We start from the raw sequence: 17,945 nt of genomic DNA on the forward strand, positions 1-17,945 counted from the left end.
GAGCGCGGCATCGCCACTGGCGTGGAGTTCGCCCGGGCGGGACAGGTGAAACTGGCGTGCGCGCGCAAGGAGGTGATCCTTTCCGGCGGTGCGGTCAATTCGCCGCAATTGTTGATGCTGTCGGGCGTTGGGGAAGCAGCACGACTGCAGAAACTCGGCATCAAGCCGGTGGCCGACAGGCCAGAGGTTGGAAAGAATCTTCAGAATCACCCGATGTATCGGCTGATGTACACGACCACCAAGCCGGTGAGTGCCTACAGCCACGTGCGTCCATGGGGCGCGCTCAAGGCCGGCGCACAATATCTGTTCGGGCGAAGCGGCGTGTTGAGCCGTGGGCTGTTTCCGACGAGTGGGTATTTCCAGGCAGATAGCCGCGATGCCGGTGGCGAAATCCAGGTGTGCATGGCACCGGCATTGGTCATCCGGCGCGGGCCGGGCGTGCTCGGCATGTTGCCCAAGCAGCATGGGTTCACGCTGCTGCTCAACCACGGATCGCCCTATAGCCGCGGCCGGGTGACGCTGAAATCAGCCGATCCGCTTGTTCACGCAGCGATTTCGCCGAACTATTTCTCCGACCCGCGCGACATCCGCATCCTAGCAGAAGGTGCCGACCGGGCGCGTGCCATCGTGCATCAGCCGGCTCTTGCAAACTCGCTTGGGAAGGAGTTGCTGCCGGCCCGGCCGATACGATCGCTGGACGATTTGTGCGCCGATATACTTGCGACAACGGTGACACACTACCATGCCGCCGGAACCTGCCGAATGGGCGCAGATGAAGACTCGGTGGTCGATCCGCAACTGCGCGTGCGCGGCGTCGAGCGGCTCAGGGTGGCGGACGCTTCGGTGATGCCTGTGCTGGTCAACGGCAACACCTATGCCGCGACCATCATGATCGCCGAGAAGGCGGCCGATATGATCAAGGCGACTATCAATTGATACATATGCTTAGCGACGAATGATGATGGAGTAGGCGATATGGAAAAGCGCGTTCTGGGCCGTTCTGGCCTCGAGGTTTCGGTGGTCGGCCTCGGCTGCAACAATTTCGGCGGTATGATCAAAAGCCTCGACACTGAAGCTGCGCGCAAGGTGGTGCATGCAGCACTGGACGCCGGCATCACGCTACTCGACACCTCCGACTCCTATGGCGTCAATGGCGGTTCGGAGACCGCGCTGGGTGAAGTCCTTGGCGACCGGCGCAAAGACGTGGTGCTGGCAACGAAGTTCGCTTCGCCGCTGAATCGCGAAAAGAGCACGCGCTACAACGGTTCGCGCGGCTACATCATGGGTGCGGTGGAAAACAGTCTGCGCCGGCTCAAGACCGACTACATCGATCTCTACCAGTATCATTTCCCGGATCCGCTGACCCCGATCGAAGAGACGCTGCGCGCCCTCGACGATCTCGTGAAGCAAGGCAAGGTGCGCTATCTCGGCTGCTCCAATTTGTCGGCATGGCAGCTGGTCGACGCCAGCTGGACCTCGCGCCACCACAATCTGCACGGCCTGCAATCCACCCAGGCCGAATACAATCTGATTTCACGCGCGGCCGAAACCGAGTTGTTTCCAGCTATGCGCCGTATGGGCATGACGCTGCTGCCCTATTTCCCGTTGGCGAGCGGCCTTTTGACCGGCAAATACCGCAAGGGCCAGGAAATGCCCGCCGACACCCGCATGAACATGGCCTACTTCAAGGCCGGCCTGACCGACGCCAATCTCGACAAGGTGGAAAAACTGATCGCCTTCAGCGAGGCGCGCGGCAAGACCATCCTCGAACTGGCCTTCTCCTGGCTGGCGTCGCAGCCGATCGTGTCGAGCGTCATCGCTGGCGCAACGCGTCCCGAACAGGTTGTCGCCAATGCTGCTGCTGCTTCGTGGAAGCTTTCGGCAGAAGAATTGGCCGAGATCGACACGATCTGCCAGTGACTGGACGACGCACAGCTCCGCCGATGCGTTAGTCCCTTTGGACGATTGCGCCGCTTGCTGGCGGACGTAGTTTCCCGTCAGCTACGAATTTGAATTGTCAGCGGAAAACCTGAAATGAGTGATCTGGTAGAGCCGCGCACGGCCGATATCGCCTATGAGACCGACCAGCCGGTTCTCTACGAGACCGAAGGGCCGATTGCCTGGGTGACGATGAACCGCCCGCAGTTCAACAATGCCCAAAACTCGCAGATGACCTATGCGCTCGATGATGCGTTCAAACGCGCCGTCGACGACGACGCGGTCAAGGTCATCATCCTGCGTGGCGCTGGCAAGCATTTCTCTGCCGGCCACGACATCGGGACGCCCGGCCGTGACGTCAACAAGAGCTTCGACCGCCGCCTGATGTGGGCCAACCACACCAACAAGCCGGCGGCCGAGATGCTCTACACCCGGGAGCACGAGGTCTATCTCGGCATGTGCCGGCGCTGGCGCGACATTCCCAAGCCTACCATCGCCCTGGTGCAGGGTGCTTGTGTTGCCGGCGGACTGATGTTGGCCTGGGTCTGCGACTTTATCGTTGCGACTGACGATGCGTTTTTCCAGGATCCGGTGGTACGCATGGGCATCCCCGGCGTCGAGTATTTCGCCCATGCCTTCGAGCTGCCGCCGCGCATTGCCAAGGAGTTCCTGATGATGGGCGAGCGGATGCCAGCGGCACGCGCCGAGAAATACGGCATGGTCAACAAGATCGTCTCGCGCGAAGAGCTCGAAGACGCCGGTCGCAGCATGGCGAGCAAACTCGCCGAATATCCGCGCCTTGGGCTCTGGCTGTCCAAGCAGGCGATTAACCATGTCGAGGATCTGCGCGGCAAGCGCACGGCCATGGATGCACACTACCACATGCACCATTTCGCCCATGCCCAGAACGACCTGACCACCGGCAACACGCTGGGCGGGCAGGACGCCAAGAGCATGGCAGCAGCTAACAAGAAGCAGGCTGGCGAAGGTTGAGCCATTCGCCGCCAGATCGACCCAACAGGATTTCCCACGCGTGGATTTGAACTACACCGATGAGCAGAAGGCCTTCCGACAGGAAGTGCGCTCCTGGCTCGAAACCCATGTGCCACAAAAGCCGCTTCCGTCCTTCGACGCTAGCCGCGAGGGTTTTGAAGCGCATCGCGCCTGGGAGCGCGTGCTGAACGAAGGCCGCTGGGGCATGGTCACCTGGCCCGAAAGCTATGGCGGACGCGGTCTCGACCTGATCCAGTGGCTGATCTTCGAGGAAGAATATTACCGAGCCGCAGGGCCATTGCGCGTCAATCAGAACGGCATCTTCCTGCTTGGCCCCACGTTGATGGAATATGGCACGCCGGAGCAGAAGGCGCGCTTCCTGACGGCCATGGCTTCCGGCGACGAGATCTGGGCACAGGCCTGGTCCGAGCCGCAGGCCGGTTCCGACCTGGCTGCCGTGCGCGCCACGGCTGTGCCCGAAGGCGACGAATATGTGCTCAAGGGCCACAAGATCTGGTCGTCGCGCGCCGTCTTCGCTGATTGGGCTTTCGGCCTGTTCCGCACCGATCCGGCCTCGCAGCGTCACAAAGGCCTCTCGCTGATCTTTTTTCCGCTCAATGCGCAAGGCGTGCGCGTGCAGGCGATCCCGCAGATCGATGGCGAGACCGGCTTTGCCGAAATCTTCCTCGACAATGTTCGCGTGCCGGCATTCAACCGCCTCGGCGGTGAGGGCGAAGGCTGGAACATCTGCATGGCGACAGCCGGCTTCGAGCGTGGGTTGATGCTGCGCAGTCCGGCACGCTTCCAGGTGGCGGCGCGCAAGCTGGTCGAACTCTACAGAGCGCATGAGGCCGAGGTGGAACCCATAGTCCGCGCGGCAGTGCTGCAGGCCTGGATGGACGCCGAGGCCTATGCGCTGTCGATCTATGCCACAGCATCGCGCCTTGCCGCCGGCGGCCATATTGGCGCGGAAGCGAGCACCAACAAGATATTCTGGTCGGAAATGGACATCGCGCTTCACAAGGCGGCATTGTCGATCCTAGGCGCGCGAGCGGAGCTCCTGCGCAGCGCACCTGAGGCAGGCGACATCGGGCGTTGGCTCGACGGCTATTTCTTCTCGCTCGCCGGTCCGATCTATGCCGGCTCGAACGAGATCCAGCGCAACATTATTGCCGAGCGCATGCTCGGCCTGCCGCGCGCTTAAAGGGGAGGCGAAAAGATGGATTTCCGTTTCTCCGAAGAACAGACGATGACCGCTGACGTGGTTCGTGAACTGCTCGCAGATGTCTGCCAGCCGGCCGACCTGCGCCGGTTGATGGGCGAGGGCGCTGCGCGAGACGAAAACCGCTGGGCCAAGATCGTGGAGATGGGCCTAGCCGGCGCGCTGGTCGCTGAAGATAGGGGCGGGTTCGGCCTCAAGGCCATCGATTTCGTGCAGATCGCCGAAGCCTGCGGTTATGCCGGGCTGCCGGAACCGCTGGTCGAGAATGCGGGTGTCGCGCTTCCGTTGCTCGCGGAATTTGCCGACAATCTACGTGCTGCAGTAGTGCTCGAAAGAGCGCTGGCGGGCGAGGTGACCGTGGCGGTGGCTCATCCGGCCAATCCGTTCGTTGCCGATGCCGACAACGCAGCTGCGATACTCGTCGTGCGCGACGGGGCCGTGCATCTCGTTGAGAGCGCAAATGCGAGCATCGTGGCGCAGCCGAGCGTCGACCCGTTTCGGCGCCTTTTCACTGTCGAATTCACGCCAAGCTCTGAGACGTTGGTGGCAGATGCAACGCAGGCCTTAGCGCCATTGGCAGCGGCACTCGACCGAGGCGCGCTGTTTGCAGCCGCGCAGATGCAAGGCATGGCCCAGCGCTGCGTCGATCTCGGCGTTACCTATGCCAAAGAGCGCCAGCAATTCGGCAAGCCGATCGGCTCCTACCAGGCAGTGAAACACCATCTTGCGACCGCGCAGGTGAAAATCGAGTTCGCCCGGCCGGTGCTGCATGCGGCTGCTGCTCAGCTGGAGAACGCCGACCTCTACAGCCGCGCCCGCATCTCGCAGGCCAAGCTCGCCTGTACTGACGCTTGCGACGTCGCTGCCCGTACCTCGATCCAGGTGCATGGCGCTATGGGCTATTCGTGGGAAGTGGACGTCCACTTCTTTCTCAAGCGCGGCATTGCGCTCGCCAACTGGTGGGGCGGTAGCGCCTTCCACCGCGAGCGCGTCGCCGCACGCGTCTTCGGTCGCCCGCTCGGACCCGAACATACCTTTACCAGAGAGGCCGAAAATGCCTGAAGCCTACATCGTCGATGCCATCCGCACGCCGGTCGGCCGCAAGAAGGGCTCGCTTGCGGGGCTGCATTCGGCCGATCTCGGCGCCCATCCAATCAAGGCACTCATGTCGCGTACCGGCGTCGATCCGAATGCGGTCGACGATGTGATCTATGGCTGCACCGACACGATCGGTTCGCAGGCCGGCGACATCGCCCGTACCTGCTGGCTGGTGGCAGGATTACCCGACCATGTGCCTGGTGTGACGGTTGATCGCCAGTGCGGTTCGGCCCAGCAGGCTGTGCACTTCGCCGCCCAGGCGGTGATGAGCGGCACGCAGGACCTTGTCGTTGCCGGCGGCGTGCAGAACATGAACATGGTGCCGATGGCTTCCGCCATGATCGTCGGACAGCAGTTCGGATTTCCGGACCCCTTCAGCACTTCGCCGGGATGGCTGGCCCGCTACGGCGACCAGGAGATCAGCCAGTTTCGCTCGGCTGAGATGATCGCGGAGAAGTGGCAATGCTCGCGCGAAGAGATGGAGCAGTTCGCGCTTGAAAGCCACCTGCGCGCCATTGCCGCGATCGATGAAGGCCGCTTCGTCAATGAGATTGCCCCAATCGGCGATTTCGCCGTCGACGAGACGCCGCGCCGTGACACGACCCTGGAAAAGATGGCGACGCTGAAGCCGCTGATCGAGGGCGGCCGCGTGCATGCCGGCGTCGCCAGCCAAAACGCCGACGCCTCGGCAGCGCTGCTTATCGCCTCCGAGCGCGCCGTGAAGGATCACAATCTCAAGCCTCGCGCTCGCATCCACCACATGACGGTGCGTGGCGCCGATCCGGTGTGGATGCTGACGGCGCCCATTCCGGCAACGCGATACGCTCTGGAAAAGACCGGCCTGAGGATCGACGACATCGACCTGTTCGAATGCAACGAAGCCTTCGCCTCGATCCCTCTTGCCTGGATCAAGGAGCTTGGTATTCCGCGCGACAAGGTCAACGTCAATGGCGGCGCGATCGCGCTCGGCCATCCCCTTGGTGCCACCGGCGCACGCATTATGACGACGATGCTGAACGAGCTCGAGCGCCGCAACGGCCGCTATGCGCTGCAGACGATGTGCGAAGGCGGCGGCCAAGCCAACGTGACCATCATCGAAAGGCTCTGACCATGCCTGTCTATGCATTCGAGGGCATCGTGCCGGTGGTCGACCCGACCACCTATCTGCACCCGACGGCGGTGCTGATCGGCGACGTGACCATCGGCCCGCGCTGCTATATCGGCCCGAACGCGTCGCTTCGCGGTGATTTCGGGCGGATCACGGTCGTCGGCGATGCCAGCGTGCAGGACAATTGCACGCTGCATACGGGCGCCGGGTCGGACTGCATCGTCGGTCGGGGCGCGACCGTTGGCCATGGCGCGATCCTGCATGGCTGCACGGTGGGCGAGAACGCGCTGATTGGCATGAACGCGGTCATTCTCGACGGGGCGGTGATCGGCGACGACAGCCTGGTGGCAGCACTCAGCCTCGTCAAGAACGACGTGGTGACACCGCCGCGCAGTCTGATCGCCGGCAATCCGGCCAAGATTATCAAGGAAATGCCTGAAGAGGCGATCCGTTGGCGCAATAACGGCGACGGCGAATATCAGCGGCTGGCCGACCGATCGATTGCCGATCTCGTGGAATGCGAGCCGCTCGGCACCGCCGAGCCAAATCGCAAGCGCAATGCCGGCCAGGCTCGCGCCGTGCGGCTGTCGAAGACCAAGTGAGAAGGACTGACATGTCGGGTATTTGCGAAAACAGGGTTGTGATCGTCACCGGCGCGGGCCGGGGCCTTGGCCGTGCCTACGCGCTCGGTCTGGCGGCCGAAGGCGCAAAAATCGTGGTCAACGATCTCGGTGTCGGCACGCATGGCGACAGCACGGCTGAAACCCCGGCCCAGCAAGTGGTCGACGAGATCAAGGCGATGGGGGGCGAGGCAGTTGCAAACTATGACGATGTCGCCGATTTCGAGGCTGGCGGGCGCATCGTCAAGGCGGCGCTTGACGCTTTCGGCGACCTGCATGCCGTGGTCAACAATGCCGGCTTCGTGCGCGACCGCATGTTCGTGTCCTGCACGCCGGAGGAATGGGACGCCGTGCTGCGTGTGCATCTGCGCGGCCATTTCTGCGTCAGCCGCCATGCCGTCGACTACTGGCGCGCCCAGCAGAAGGCAGGCAAAACCGTTGACGCACGCATCGTCAACACCTCGTCGGGCGCAGGCCTTCAAGGGAGCGTCGGTCAAAGTGCCTATTCGGCGGCCAAAGGCGGCATCGCCTCGCTGACGTTGGTACAGGCAGCCGAACTGCGCCGCTATGGCATCACCGCCAACGGCCTTGCACCCAATGCCCGCACGCGCATGACCGAAACGGCATTCGCCGAGGCAATGCAGGCCAAGGAAGGTGAATTTGACATCTTCGCGCCGGAAAACACCGCGCCGCTGGTCGCCTGGCTGTGCAGCTCGGCCTCTGCCGATGTGAGCGGGCAGATATTTGAGCTGATAGGTGGCAAGATCCGCGTGACGCTGGGCTGGAACGACGGGCCCGAATTCGACAAGGGCAGCCGCTGGGATGCCGCCGAACTCGGCGACAAGATCAAGCAACTGGTGGCGGAGCGCCCGGCCTCGAAACCGGTTTACGGCGCGTAGGCCATACGAGCCAAGCAATCAGCAAAAAGGGGCGTCGGCAAACCGGCGCCCTTTTTGCTGTCCGGCGTAGCTCGAATGCCCGGGCCTTGGCTGCAAAACGAACGGGACGGCGATGCACCGTCCCGTTTTGTCTTTCTGATCCAAAGCCTGACGCTTCGGCGGCTGCGATCAAGCGTCTTGGGGTGTCTCTTCCCGCAGCAGGTTTTTCAGCACCTTGCCCTGGGGGCTGGTGGGCAGCGACGGGCGGATCTCAACGCTGCGCGGGCATTTGTAGTTCGCCATGTTGGCGCGCGACCAGTCGATGATGTCCTTTTCGCTGGCCATGGTTCCTGGACGCAGTACGACGAAAGCCTTGCCGACTTCGCCGAGACGCTCGTCAGGCACTCCGATGACGGCGACGATGCCGATCGCCGGATGGGTGCTGAGCATGCGCTCGATCTCGGCTGGATAGCAGTTGAAGCCGCCGGTAATGTACATGTCTTTGAGACGGTCTTCGATGCGCAGATTGCCGTCCGCGTCGAAATAGCCGACGTCGCCGGTGTGCAGCCAGCCTTCGGCGTCGATTGTCTTGCCGGTCGCTTCGGGGTCGTTGAAATAGCCCTTCATGACGATGTAGCCGCGGATGACGACCTCGCCGGGCTGGCCGTCGGGTAGGAAATTCCTGTCATCGCCCATGATGAGGACTTCGACGCCTGGCGCCGCCTTGCCGGCGGTGTTGGCAATGACCTCGTCGGGATCGGTTGCCAGGCACATGGTGCCGTAGCCGCCACATTCGGTCAGGCCGTAGCCGTTGACGACGCCGGCAAAGCCAAGTTCCTCGCGCATGCGCCGGATCAGGATCGACGGCACGACCGCGCCGCCGGTGACGCCGAGGCGCAGGCTGCCGGTGTCGAACTTCGCCAGTTCCGGATGCTGGAGCATACCGTGGAAGATGGCAGGCGGGCCAGGGATGACGCTGATCTTTTCCTCCGAGACGCGGCCGAGGATTTCTCCGGCGTCGTAAGTGAGGTGCGGCATCAGCACAGCGCCGCGCATCATCGAGACGATTGCGCCGGAGCGGTAGCCGAAGGCGTGGAAGAAGGGCGGGATGACCAGAATGCGGTCGTGTTCGCGGATGCCCACGCGTGTCGCCCAAGCGTCGATCGCCTTGAGGCACTGCTGGTGGCCGTACATCACACCCTTGGGATAGCCCGTGGTGCCAGAGGTGAAGAGCATATCGCATAGGTCGTCGGGGCCGACAGTTGCTTCGCGTTCGGCAAGTTCGGTATCGCTGACGCGTTCGCCACCGGCGACGAAGGTCTCCCAGTCGCTGTCGCTGCCGCGTGTCTCACCGATGACCACCACCTGGCGCAGGATCTCGCGCGTTTCGGCCTTGAGTTGGTCGGGATAGTAGGTGCCCAGGAACTCGCCGACGGAAAACAGCATCGAGGTGCCGCTGCGCTTGACCAGTTCGGCGATCTCGGTGCCTTTGAAACGGGTGCTGGCGGGGATAAGCACGGCACCCGCGCTGACCAGGCCAAGGGCCGTGGCGAACCATTTCCAGGTGTTGGGCGCCCAGATCATGATCCGATCGCCCTTTTTAACACCGGTTGCGATCATCGCCTTGGCGACGCGGCGCCGGATTGCGTCCAGCTCGACGAAACTTAAGGTGATGCCGTCCTCGATGGCGGTACGCGTGCCGTAGACTTCGGCCGCGCGCGCGCAAAGATTTGGAATGGTGGTGAATTTCCAGTCGGCGTCTTCTGATATCATCTGGTTACCTGTCCGGCGCGGGACGACGATTTGGCTGCGCATCGGTGCCAGCCGGGCTAGTTTGGCGGAAACATAGGCATCGAATACCGTCCAGCATCGTCCGAAGGGACGAATAAACCCGCCGTTGGTGGACTTAAAGGCGTGTAGGATCACGGGCAACGGCAGACGCAGGCTTGGAGAACGACATGAGCAGCGCCACACATCCGGCTTCGACCATTTTCGAGGGACGTGTGGTCGTCGTGACCGGCGGCACCAAAGGCATCGGCCGCGCTATCGCCGAAGGCTTTCTGGGCGCCGGCGCGACAGTCGTAGTCTGCGCGCGCGGCGAGCCCGACAGCCTGCCGCATGCCAACGGCCGCCGAGCGACCTTCATGCAATGCGACGTGCGCAATGCCGCAGCTTGCAAGGAGCTGATCGACAGGGTCGGCGAAGAGCATGGTAGTGTCGACGTGTTGGTCAACAATGCCGGCGGCTCGCCGCATGTCGAGGCCGCGACGGTTTCGCCACGGTTTTCGGACGCCATCGTCAATCTCAACCTCATGGCGCCGCTCTATCTTTCCCAGGCGGCCTATCATTGGATGGCCAAGCTGCCGGAAGGCGGCAACATCATCAACATCGCCAGCGTTTCGGCCCGCCGGCCTTCGCCGGGCACGGCTGCCTATGGTGCTGCCAAGGCCGGCCTGCTCAGCCTGACCACCAGCCTGGCGCAGGAATGGGCTCCGAAGGTACGAGTCAACGCCATCGTCGTCGGCCTGGTCGAGACCGTAAAGGCCGCCGAAACCTATGGTTCGCACGAAGCACAACAGGCAATTGCCGCTTCGGTGCCAATGAGGCGCATGGGCCGGGGCGAGGACATCGCCGAGGCGGCTCTCTACCTGGCTGGGCCGACGGCGGGCTTCCTGACCGGTACGACGCTCGAGGTCCATGGCGGCGGCGAGACACCGTTGTTTCTCGACCTCATCAAACGCCACGCCAAGCCGGACGCGAGCTGAGCACGGTAGGGCGAGGCTTCAATAGAATGTGGTCCTTATGGACGATGTTTCCACCCGCCTTTGAGTGGAAGGGCGGGGACTGATTTTGAGGAGACGATCAATATGAATTCAACGCCCCTCCGCCGGCGCACGCTCGCTACAGCGCTGATGTCTTTCACCGCGCTTGTTGGCGTCAACGCCGCACAGGCCGAAGAGACGATTAAGATCGGCGGTATCATGTCGCTGACCGGTGCTGGTGCCTCGATCGGCAAGAATGCCGAGATCGCCTGGAAGCGTGCAATCGACGACATCAATGCTGCCGGCGGCATCCTCGGCAAGAAGGTTGAACTGGTGCTCGCCGACACCATGACCGATCCGACCCATGGCGTCAGCGAAATGCGCCGGCTGATCGAAAGCGAAAAGGTGCAGGCCGTGGTCGGTCCGGCGACAAGCCAGGAAACAATGCCTTTGATGCCGATCGGCACGGAGGCCAACATCGCGCAGGTTTCGAGCGCCGCCTCGACCCAACTGACGCCGAAGGTCGGCCCGTATCATTTCTCGACCTCGCCGATCGGCGAAAACCAGATGATCCCAAACATCGCCTATGCGCTCGACGTGCTGAAGCTCAACAAGCTGGCGCTGATCTCGGACAATGGCGGCATGTCGAAGGCGGCTGTCGCCGACATCGTCAACTACATGAAGGCCAAGGGCGTCGAGCCTATTGCTGTCCAGGAGTTCGCCTTCCGCACCGAAGATATGACCCCACAGTTGTTTTCGCTGCGCAGTTCGGAAGCGCAGGCGGTGTTGCTGATCAATTCGATCGGCGATGACTCGCGAAAAATGCTGGAAAACCGTTACGACATCGGCTGGGACGTGCCGGTGCTGGCGAGCCTGACCATGACCAACTACGCGGTCGGCAATGCGGCAACGATCGGCACTGAGCCGTTCGAAGACGTCTACTCGGTGCAGTTCGAAGGCATGACTTATTGCCCGGGCGATGCGCTGGGCGAGAAGGAATTCGCAAAGTTCGCGGCCAAGGCGAAGGCTGAGATTCCGGACCTCGACCGCATGGGCGGCCCTTCTGCGCTGACGCCGTATTACATCCAGCCCTTCATCCTGGCTGCCGCGATGAACGGTTCGGGCAAGACCGACGGCAAGTCTGTCGCGGCCTGGATCGAGGCCAATGCTGGCACCATCCAGACCCTCACCGGCAAGCTTGCGGCGAGTGCCGACAACCACTTCCTGCCTTCGGTGGAGAGCCTGAAGGCGGTCAAGAACCCGTATCTGCTGCGCGAGGATGGGCTGGTCGAGCGCGCCGATTGCGCCCAATAATCCAGGGCGGCATCAGAACTTGGAAAGGCGCTGCCGGATTCCGGTGGCGCCTTTTTAGCTTTTAGATGCAGGCTTAGGCAGGGCTATCGTGGTTCATATTTAAAATGAGTAATGACAATATATTACTAGAATTTTCTATCTTGAATTATCAGATCGGCGGCGCGCCAGGCGAGCGCCATGACTGGGCCGTTGGTGTTGCCGGACATCGGCGCTGGAATGACCGAGGCGTCGACGACCCGCAGGCCGTTTACGCCATGAACGCGGAGGCGCCCGTCGACCACCGCGTCGGCGTCGCTACCCATGCGACACGCGCCGATGGCATGCAGGCCGGAGACGAATGTGCCGCGAAAAGCGGCGAGCAAATCCTCGTCCGTTTGCACCGAGGCCCCTGGCCAGATCTCTTCTTTCACGTAGGGGCGTAGCGATGGCTGGGCGACGAAGTTGCGCATGGTCCGCATCATCGCGACCGCCATACGGCGATCGCTTTCGGTAGCGAGCCAGTTGGGCTTGATCTGCGGCATGTCGCGCATATCAGGCGTGCGGATGTTAACCTCGCCGCGGCTTTCTGGACGCAGCGCATAACCGATAATCGTGAGGCCCGGCTTGTCCTCGAGCTTCAGCCTGCCTTGCAGCAGGCCGCGCGCAAAGGTGTAGGGCGAAAGCGACAGCTGGAGGTCGGGGTGGACTACACCAGGCGATGAGCGGACGAAACCGCCCATTTCGGAGGCGCCAAAACTCATCAGGCCGGTGCCGTTGAGATAGTAGCGCATGACCTCGCCAACGAGGCGCAGGCCGCGCAGGCGGCCATTGTGGCCAGGCAGGCCAGCCAAGCGGTGAGGCAGGGCGACGACGAGGTGTTCGGCGAGGTTTTTGCCGACCCCGGGCAACGCCGCGACGACATTGACGCCAGCCGCCGCGAGTACGTCCGCCGGGCCGACGCCCGAGACCTGCAGCAGTTGCGGCGACTGGATCGCGCCGCAGGCAACGATCACTTCGTGCCGGGCGCACACGACTTCCTTGCGCGTGCCACTGTCGAATTCGACACCGACGGCTCGGCAGTCTTCAAAGAGGATCCGTGTCGCCTGCACGCCGGTGCGCACGACGAGGTTCTTGCGCTTCATCGCCGGGTGCAGGAAGGCGCGGGCGGCACTCATGCGTCGGCCATCGTGGCCGACGGTGTGGGCATAGGTGCCGACGCCTTCACGGGTTTCGCCATTGAGGTCATTGAGCCTTGCCAGCCCCAGCGATGCGCCGGCTTCGAAGATGGCGTTGCCGAGCGGATCGGCGAGGGGCCGCATGCTGACCTGAAGCGGGCCGTCGCCGCCGCGAATGTCGGTTGCGCTGCGCTCATGGTTTTCGATCTTGCTGAAGACCGGCGCCATAACGGACCAGTCCCAGCCGCTCGCGCCAAACTTGCGCCAACTGTCGTAATCCTCTGGTGCACCACGACAATAGAGCATGCCATTGATCGAGCTGGAGCCACCGAGTCCGCGACCACGGGCCCAAATTTCGCCTTCGGGACGACCTTCTTCACGTTCGACCGGGAAACTCCAGGAGCGCTTTGGGTGCCTGGTCAGCTTTACCCAACCGCGCGGCATGCGCACTAGCGGATGCAGGTCGGAAGGGCCAGCCTCAAGCAGCAAGATGCGGTGCGCCGGGTTTTCGCTCAGCCGGTTGGCCAACACACAGCCGGCTGATCCGGCGCCAACGATGATCGTATCGAATTCGCTCATGCGGCGATGTCTGTCGCCCCAGCCCGCAATCGCATCCCACAAACGAACTAACAGGTGCTAGACGATGCCAGCAAGCGCCCAGCTTTTGGCTACGGCGAACATGCGCTAGTCCGCATGGACGATGCTCGAACCACGGGCTTGCTGCGATTTCTCTTGCAGAGTCGGCGGGTCCTTTGTGGCCCGCTGGCTTGATGCGCATTGCCGCGCATACAAGATCGGCAACAAAGTTTTCGTTTCTCGGGAGGAAACATATGAAAAGGTCCATTTTCGCAGCGGCATTGCTGCTGTCGACTGCCCTGAGCGCTGCCGCGCAGGATGCGCCGAGCGTCAAGCTCGGCGTGCTCAACGACCAGAGCTCGTCCTTCTCAGCGCTTGGCGGAACCGAGGTCGTTGAAGCGGTGAAACTCGCCATTTCCGATTTCGGTGGCGAGGTGCTCGGCAAGCCGATCGAGCTGGTCTCGGCCGACCATCAGAACAAGCCCGAAATTGCGCTGTCGATCGCGCGCGAATGGCTGGAGCGCGACAATGTCGACGCGCTGTTCGACGTCGCCAACTCGGCCATTGCGCTTTCCGTCAACACGCTGCTCGGTGACCAGAAAAAGCTCGGCTTCTTCGTCTCGCCGATGACTGACAAGATGACCGAGGCCGATTGCAACGGCTACGGGATCGCCTGGGCCTATGACGCGTATTCGCAGGTGCGCTCTTCGGTCAGCGCTCAGCTCAAGGACGGCGGCGAAAGCTGGTTCATCATCTCGCCTGACTATGAGGCAGGCAAGGTGCTCGAGGCGAGCGTCAAGACCGCCGTCGAGGAAGAGGGCGGCAAGATCCTCGGCGCCATCCGCGCACCGCTCGGTACAACCGATTTCTCGTCCTACATCCTGCAGGCGCAGGCGTCAGGCGCCAAGGTCGTGGCACTCACCGTCAACGGTCCGGAACTGGTCAATGCGCTCAAGCAGGTGCAGGAATTCGGCCTGATCGACCAAGGCCAGCGCGTGGCGCTGACCGTGCTGCACCAGTCTGACGCGCGTGCCATTGGTCTTGAGGCTCTGAAGGGCATCCAGTTCGCTTCGCCATGGTACTGGAACACCGACGACGCTTCCAAACGCTTCAAGGAAGAGATGCAGAAAAGGACCGGCAACGCGCCAGGCTGGGTTGCGGCTGGCGCTTATTCGGCGGCTACCAACTACCTTGACGCGGTCAAGGCCGTCGGCACCGACGATCCGACCGCCGTGCTCGCCAAGCTGCGCGAGGGCAAGATCAACGACATGTTCGCGCACAATGCGACCCTGCTGCCGAACGGCCGTCTGGTGCATGACACCACGCTGCTTCAGGTTCGCGCGCCCGGCGAGGCTTCCGATCCGCAGGACGTGTTCAAGGTCGTGACCACCGTTCCGGCCGATGTCGCCTTCCGCTCGATCGACAAGAGCGTCTGCAAGCTTGCCAAGAGCTGATCCAGGCTGCCGGGCCGCTGCCAAGCGGTCCGGCAACCATCTTTTGGGAGCGGGACATTGGCTGGCTATCTGATCTTCGAAATCGAGGTTACCGATCAGGCGGCCTATGACCATTATCGCGCAGTGGCCGGGCCTATCCTTGCTGGCAGCGGCGGACGTTTTGTGTTGTCGAGCGAGCGCATCGAAAGTCTCGAAGGAGGCTGGGAGCCGGCGTCGATCTCTGTTGTCGAGTTTCAGAGCGCTGAAGACGCAAGGCAATTCTACCGCTCGGAAGACTACCAGAAGGTCGTGGCCCTCAGGCAGGTGGCTTCCCGCGCCAAGGGCATACTCGTCGACGCCTGAGCGCAGCGCCGCAATATCTGAATTACGTGGAGGACAAGGTGCGACAAGGCACTGCGGACGACTATATCATCGAGGCGTCTGGACTGAGCCGGTATTTCTACGGCTTCGCGGCGGTCAAGGACGTCGACCTCAAGGTCCGGCGCAATACCATCCATGCCCTGATCGGCCCGAACGGCGCCGGCAAGACCACCACCTTCAACCTCATCACCAAGTTCCTCGCGCCGAGCGAAGGCACCATCCGCTACAATGGCGAGGATATCACCGCGCTGAAGCCCGAAGAGGTGGCGCGCAAGGGCATTGTCCGCTCGTTCCAGATATCGGCTGTGTTTCCGCGCATGAGCGTGCGCGAGAATGTCCGCATGGCGCTGCAGCGCCCGCTCGGCACGTCCTACCGCTTCTGGCAAAGCGAGCGCACGCTGGGTGTGCTCAACGACCGCATCGACGAACTGCTCGACGCTGTCGGCATGCTGTCTTATCGCAACCACGTTGCGGTCAACCTGCCTTATGGGCGCAAGCGCGCGCTTGAGATCGCCACCACGCTGGCGCTCGAGCCCGAGATGCTTTTGCTCGACGAGCCGACGTCGGGCATGGGCCACGAGGATGTCGACCGCATCGCCGAGTTGATCCGCAAGGTTTCCGCCGATCGCACGATCCTCATGGTCGAGCACAATCTGTCGGTCGTTGCGGCCCTTTCCGACACCATCACGGTGCTGGCGCAGGGGCGCGTGCTTGCCGAGGGCAATTACGAAACCGTGTCGCGCGATCCGCGCGTGATCGAAGCCTATATCGGTGGTGCGGATGACTGAGAACAATAACAAGGTGGTGCTCGACATTGCCGACCTGCATGCCTGGTACGGCGAAAGCAAAGCCCTGCATGGCATGAGCTTCGACATCCGCGAGGGCGAACTCGTCACGCTGCTCGGCCGCAATGGTGCCGGCAAGACGACAGTGCTTCGCTGCATCATGGGACTGGTGCGCAAGAAGACCGGCGCGATCAGCTACAAGGGCGAAAACCTGACCCAGAAGGCGCCGGAGATCGTCGCGCGCCGTGGCATTGCCTATTGCCCTGAAGAGCGCGGCATCTTTTCCAGCCTTTCTGTCGCGGAGAACCTCGAATTGCCGCCGGTCATCGCGCCAGGTGGCATGAGCGTCCAAGAGATCCTCGAACTGTTCCCAAATCTCAAGGCGCGCTGGTCTAGCCCCGGCACCAAGCTGTCTGGCGGCGAACAGCAGATGCTGGCCATCGGCCGTATCCTGCGCACCGGCGCGAAACTGCTGATCTTCGACGAGCCGACCGAAGGCCTGGCCCCGGTCATCGTCAAGCAGATCGCGGTGGTGCTCGAAAAACTCAAGGCGAGGGGCTTCACCATCCTGCTCGTCGAGCAGAATTTCCGCTTTGCCTCGAAACTCGCCGACCGGCACTTCGTCGTCGACCATGGCAAAGTCGTCGAACGCTTCAGCCGCGACGAGCTCGCTGGCAACGAAGCCAAGATCCAAGCTTATCTCGGGGTGTGAAGCCATGATGGATCTGATTGGCGTTCCGCCGGCACTGCTTTTCGGCCAACTTCTCGTCGGTCTCATCAATGGCTCGTTCTACGCCATGATGAGCCTTGGCGTGGCCATCATCTTCGGCATGCTGCGCATTGGCAACTTCGTGCATGGCGCGCAATACATGCTCGGCGCATTCGGTGCCTGGTATCTCCTGCGCTTGCCTGAACTGTTCCCGGGCCTTGGCCTGCCGTCCATCGGCTATTGGTGGGCGCTGGTCATCGTGCCGCTGGTCGTCGCCGTTATCGGCGGCCTGATGGAGCGCATCTTCATTCGCCGCGTCTACGATCTCGACCACGCGTACGGGCTGCTCCTGACCGTTGGGCTCGCCATGGCGATCGAAGGCGCGTTCAACGTTCATTATGGCGCCGCGGGCCAGATGTACGGGGTACCGGATAGCCTCAAGGGCGGCATCAATCTCGGCTTCATGTTTCTGCCGATCTACCGCGCCTGGGTTATCGTCGCTGCGATCATCGTCTGCTTCAGCACCTGGTACGTGGTCGAGCGCACCAAGCTTGGCTCTTACCTGCGTGCTGCCACCGAAAACCCCGATCTGGTGCGCGCTTTCGGTATCAATGTGCCGAGGCTTTTGATGCTGACCTATGCCTTCGGCGTCGGTCTCGCCGGGTTCGCTGGTGTGATGGCAGCCCCGATCTATCAGGTCAGCCCGCAAATGGGGCAAGGCATCATCATCACCATCTTTGCCGTGGTGGTCATCGGTGGCATGGGCTCGATCTTCGGCGCCATCGTCTCTGGCCTGATGCTCGGTGTCATCGAGGGGCTGACCAAGGTCTTCTATCCGCAGGCGTCGGCCACGGTGATCTTCATCATCATGGCGCTCGTGCTGATCTTCCGTCCGGCGGGCCTGTTCGGCAAGGAAACGACAAGCCATTCGGTCGCCGACGTTTCGTCCGGACGCGCTGGCAGCTTCCTCGAAA

16 protein-coding genes and 1 pseudogene are annotated in these 17,945 nt (G+C 62.4%); 15 read left to right on the forward strand and 2 right to left on the reverse strand.

Annotated elements, in window-relative coordinates:
* The 8 genes from AC1DWF_RS06685 to AC1DWF_RS06720 all read left to right on the forward strand — a co-directional run.
* A partial coding sequence (locus tag AC1DWF_RS06685; RefSeq protein WP_476841543.1) for a GMC family oxidoreductase occupies positions 1 to 936 on the forward strand: 936 nt, incomplete at its 5' end.
* A 39-nt stretch (positions 937 to 975) separates the two neighbouring features.
* Positions 976 to 1,920, forward strand: a complete 945-nt coding sequence (locus tag AC1DWF_RS06690) for an aldo/keto reductase (RefSeq protein ID WP_476782651.1) — start codon at positions 976 to 978, stop codon at positions 1,918 to 1,920.
* A gap of 114 nt (positions 1,921 to 2,034) precedes the next feature.
* A complete protein-coding gene (locus tag AC1DWF_RS06695; RefSeq protein WP_476782652.1) occupies positions 2,035 to 2,931 on the forward strand; it encodes an enoyl-CoA hydratase in 897 nt (298 codons plus the stop codon).
* 40 nt (positions 2,932 to 2,971) lie between these two features.
* Positions 2,972 to 4,135 (forward strand): acyl-CoA dehydrogenase family protein, encoded by a 1,164-nt coding sequence (locus tag AC1DWF_RS06700; protein ID WP_476782653.1) that lies wholly within the window; start codon positions 2,972 to 2,974, stop codon positions 4,133 to 4,135.
* 15 nt (positions 4,136 to 4,150) lie between these two features.
* Positions 4,151 to 5,215, forward strand: coding sequence for an acyl-CoA dehydrogenase family protein (locus AC1DWF_RS06705; protein WP_476782654.1), 1,065 nt, complete (start codon positions 4,151 to 4,153; stop codon positions 5,213 to 5,215).
* Positions 5,208 to 6,359 carry an acetyl-CoA C-acetyltransferase gene (locus AC1DWF_RS06710; protein ID WP_476782655.1) on the forward strand — a complete coding sequence of 384 codons (1,152 nt, stop codon included), beginning with the start codon at positions 5,208 to 5,210 and terminating at the stop codon, positions 6,357 to 6,359. The genes AC1DWF_RS06705 and AC1DWF_RS06710 overlap by 8 nt, the downstream gene beginning before the upstream one ends.
* A 29-nt stretch (positions 6,360 to 6,388) precedes the next feature.
* Positions 6,389 to 6,961 (forward strand): DapH/DapD/GlmU-related protein, encoded by a 573-nt coding sequence (locus tag AC1DWF_RS06715; RefSeq protein WP_476782656.1) that lies wholly within the window; start codon positions 6,389 to 6,391, stop codon positions 6,959 to 6,961.
* Between the two features lie 11 nt (positions 6,962 to 6,972).
* Complete coding sequence (locus AC1DWF_RS06720; protein WP_476782657.1) at positions 6,973 to 7,878, forward strand: SDR family oxidoreductase; 906 nt, start codon at positions 6,973 to 6,975, stop codon at positions 7,876 to 7,878.
* 168 nt (positions 7,879 to 8,046) lie between these two features.
* Here AC1DWF_RS06720 and AC1DWF_RS06725 read toward each other — a convergent pair whose 3' ends face one another.
* A complete protein-coding gene (locus AC1DWF_RS06725) occupies positions 8,047 to 9,672 on the reverse strand; it encodes an AMP-binding protein (RefSeq protein WP_476788961.1) in 1,626 nt (541 codons plus the stop codon).
* 143 nt (positions 9,673 to 9,815) lie between these two features.
* Between AC1DWF_RS06725 and AC1DWF_RS06730 the strand changes: the two genes are divergently transcribed.
* Both AC1DWF_RS06730 and AC1DWF_RS06735 read left to right on the forward strand, forming a co-directional pair.
* Positions 9,816 to 10,622, forward strand: a complete 807-nt coding sequence (locus AC1DWF_RS06730; RefSeq protein ID WP_476804451.1) for an SDR family oxidoreductase — start codon at positions 9,816 to 9,818, stop codon at positions 10,620 to 10,622.
* 102 nt (positions 10,623 to 10,724) lie between these two features.
* Positions 10,725 to 11,933: an ABC transporter substrate-binding protein gene (locus AC1DWF_RS06735; protein ID WP_476782660.1), complete on the forward strand. Its 1,209-nt coding sequence runs from the start codon at positions 10,725 to 10,727 to the stop codon at positions 11,931 to 11,933.
* 125 nt (positions 11,934 to 12,058) lie between these two features.
* Here the strand turns inward: AC1DWF_RS06735 and AC1DWF_RS06740 are convergent, their stop codons facing one another.
* On the reverse strand, positions 12,059 to 13,666 hold the full coding sequence (locus AC1DWF_RS06740) for a GMC family oxidoreductase (protein ID WP_476788963.1): 1,608 nt from the start codon (positions 13,664 to 13,666) through the stop codon (positions 12,059 to 12,061).
* Positions 13,667 to 13,917: 251 nt separating this feature from the next.
* Here AC1DWF_RS06740 and AC1DWF_RS06745 point away from each other — a divergent pair, with 251 nt between their 5' ends.
* The 5 genes and pseudogenes from AC1DWF_RS06745 to AC1DWF_RS06765 all read left to right on the forward strand — a co-directional run.
* Positions 13,918 to 15,117, forward strand: coding sequence for an ABC transporter substrate-binding protein (locus AC1DWF_RS06745; RefSeq protein ID WP_476782662.1), 1,200 nt, complete (start codon positions 13,918 to 13,920; stop codon positions 15,115 to 15,117).
* Positions 15,118 to 15,174: 57 nt separating this feature from the next.
* Positions 15,175 to 15,459: a DUF1330 domain-containing protein gene (locus tag AC1DWF_RS06750; RefSeq protein WP_476782663.1), complete on the forward strand. Its 285-nt coding sequence runs from the start codon at positions 15,175 to 15,177 to the stop codon at positions 15,457 to 15,459.
* Between the two features lie 38 nt (positions 15,460 to 15,497).
* A complete protein-coding gene (locus AC1DWF_RS06755) occupies positions 15,498 to 16,265 on the forward strand; it encodes an ABC transporter ATP-binding protein (RefSeq protein WP_476782664.1) in 768 nt (255 codons plus the stop codon).
* A complete protein-coding gene (locus AC1DWF_RS06760; RefSeq protein ID WP_476782665.1) occupies positions 16,258 to 16,974 on the forward strand; it encodes an ABC transporter ATP-binding protein in 717 nt (238 codons plus the stop codon). Before AC1DWF_RS06755 ends, AC1DWF_RS06760 begins: the two co-directional genes overlap by 8 nt.
* 4 nt (positions 16,975 to 16,978) lie before the next feature.
* Positions 16,979 to 17,887, forward strand: a pseudogene (locus AC1DWF_RS06765) (branched-chain amino acid ABC transporter permease); the annotation flags it as partial.
* Positions 17,888 to 17,945: the final 58 nt, after the last annotated feature.

The sequence above is a fragment of the Aminobacter sp. P4_D5 genome (genome assembly GCF_056401815.1).

What these genes read in the sequence shown, in the direction of transcription:
- AC1DWF_RS06690 (WP_476782651.1), top strand. Translation starts at nt 976, where the DNA reads ATGGAAAAGCGCGTTCTGGGCCGTTCTGGCCTCGAGGTTTCGGTGGTC.
- AC1DWF_RS06695 (WP_476782652.1), top strand. Translation starts at nt 2,035, where the DNA reads ATGAGTGATCTGGTAGAGCCGCGCACGGCCGATATCGCCTATGAGACC.
- AC1DWF_RS06705 (WP_476782654.1), top strand. Translation starts at nt 4,151, where the DNA reads ATGGATTTCCGTTTCTCCGAAGAACAGACGATGACCGCTGACGTGGTT.
- AC1DWF_RS06710 (WP_476782655.1), top strand. Translation starts at nt 5,208, where the DNA reads ATGCCTGAAGCCTACATCGTCGATGCCATCCGCACGCCGGTCGGCCGC.
- AC1DWF_RS06720 (WP_476782657.1), top strand. Translation starts at nt 6,973, where the DNA reads ATGTCGGGTATTTGCGAAAACAGGGTTGTGATCGTCACCGGCGCGGGC.
- AC1DWF_RS06725 (WP_476788961.1), bottom strand. Translation starts at nt 9,672, where the DNA reads ATGCGCAGCCAAATCGTCGTCCCGCGCCGGACAGGTAACCAGATGATA.
- AC1DWF_RS06730 (WP_476804451.1), top strand. Translation starts at nt 9,816, where the DNA reads ATGAGCAGCGCCACACATCCGGCTTCGACCATTTTCGAGGGACGTGTG.
- AC1DWF_RS06735 (WP_476782660.1), top strand. Translation starts at nt 10,725, where the DNA reads ATGAATTCAACGCCCCTCCGCCGGCGCACGCTCGCTACAGCGCTGATG.
- AC1DWF_RS06740 (WP_476788963.1), bottom strand. Translation starts at nt 13,666, where the DNA reads ATGAGCGAATTCGATACGATCATCGTTGGCGCCGGATCAGCCGGCTGT.
- AC1DWF_RS06745 (WP_476782662.1), top strand. Translation starts at nt 13,918, where the DNA reads ATGAAAAGGTCCATTTTCGCAGCGGCATTGCTGCTGTCGACTGCCCTG.
- AC1DWF_RS06760 (WP_476782665.1), top strand. Translation starts at nt 16,258, where the DNA reads ATGACTGAGAACAATAACAAGGTGGTGCTCGACATTGCCGACCTGCAT.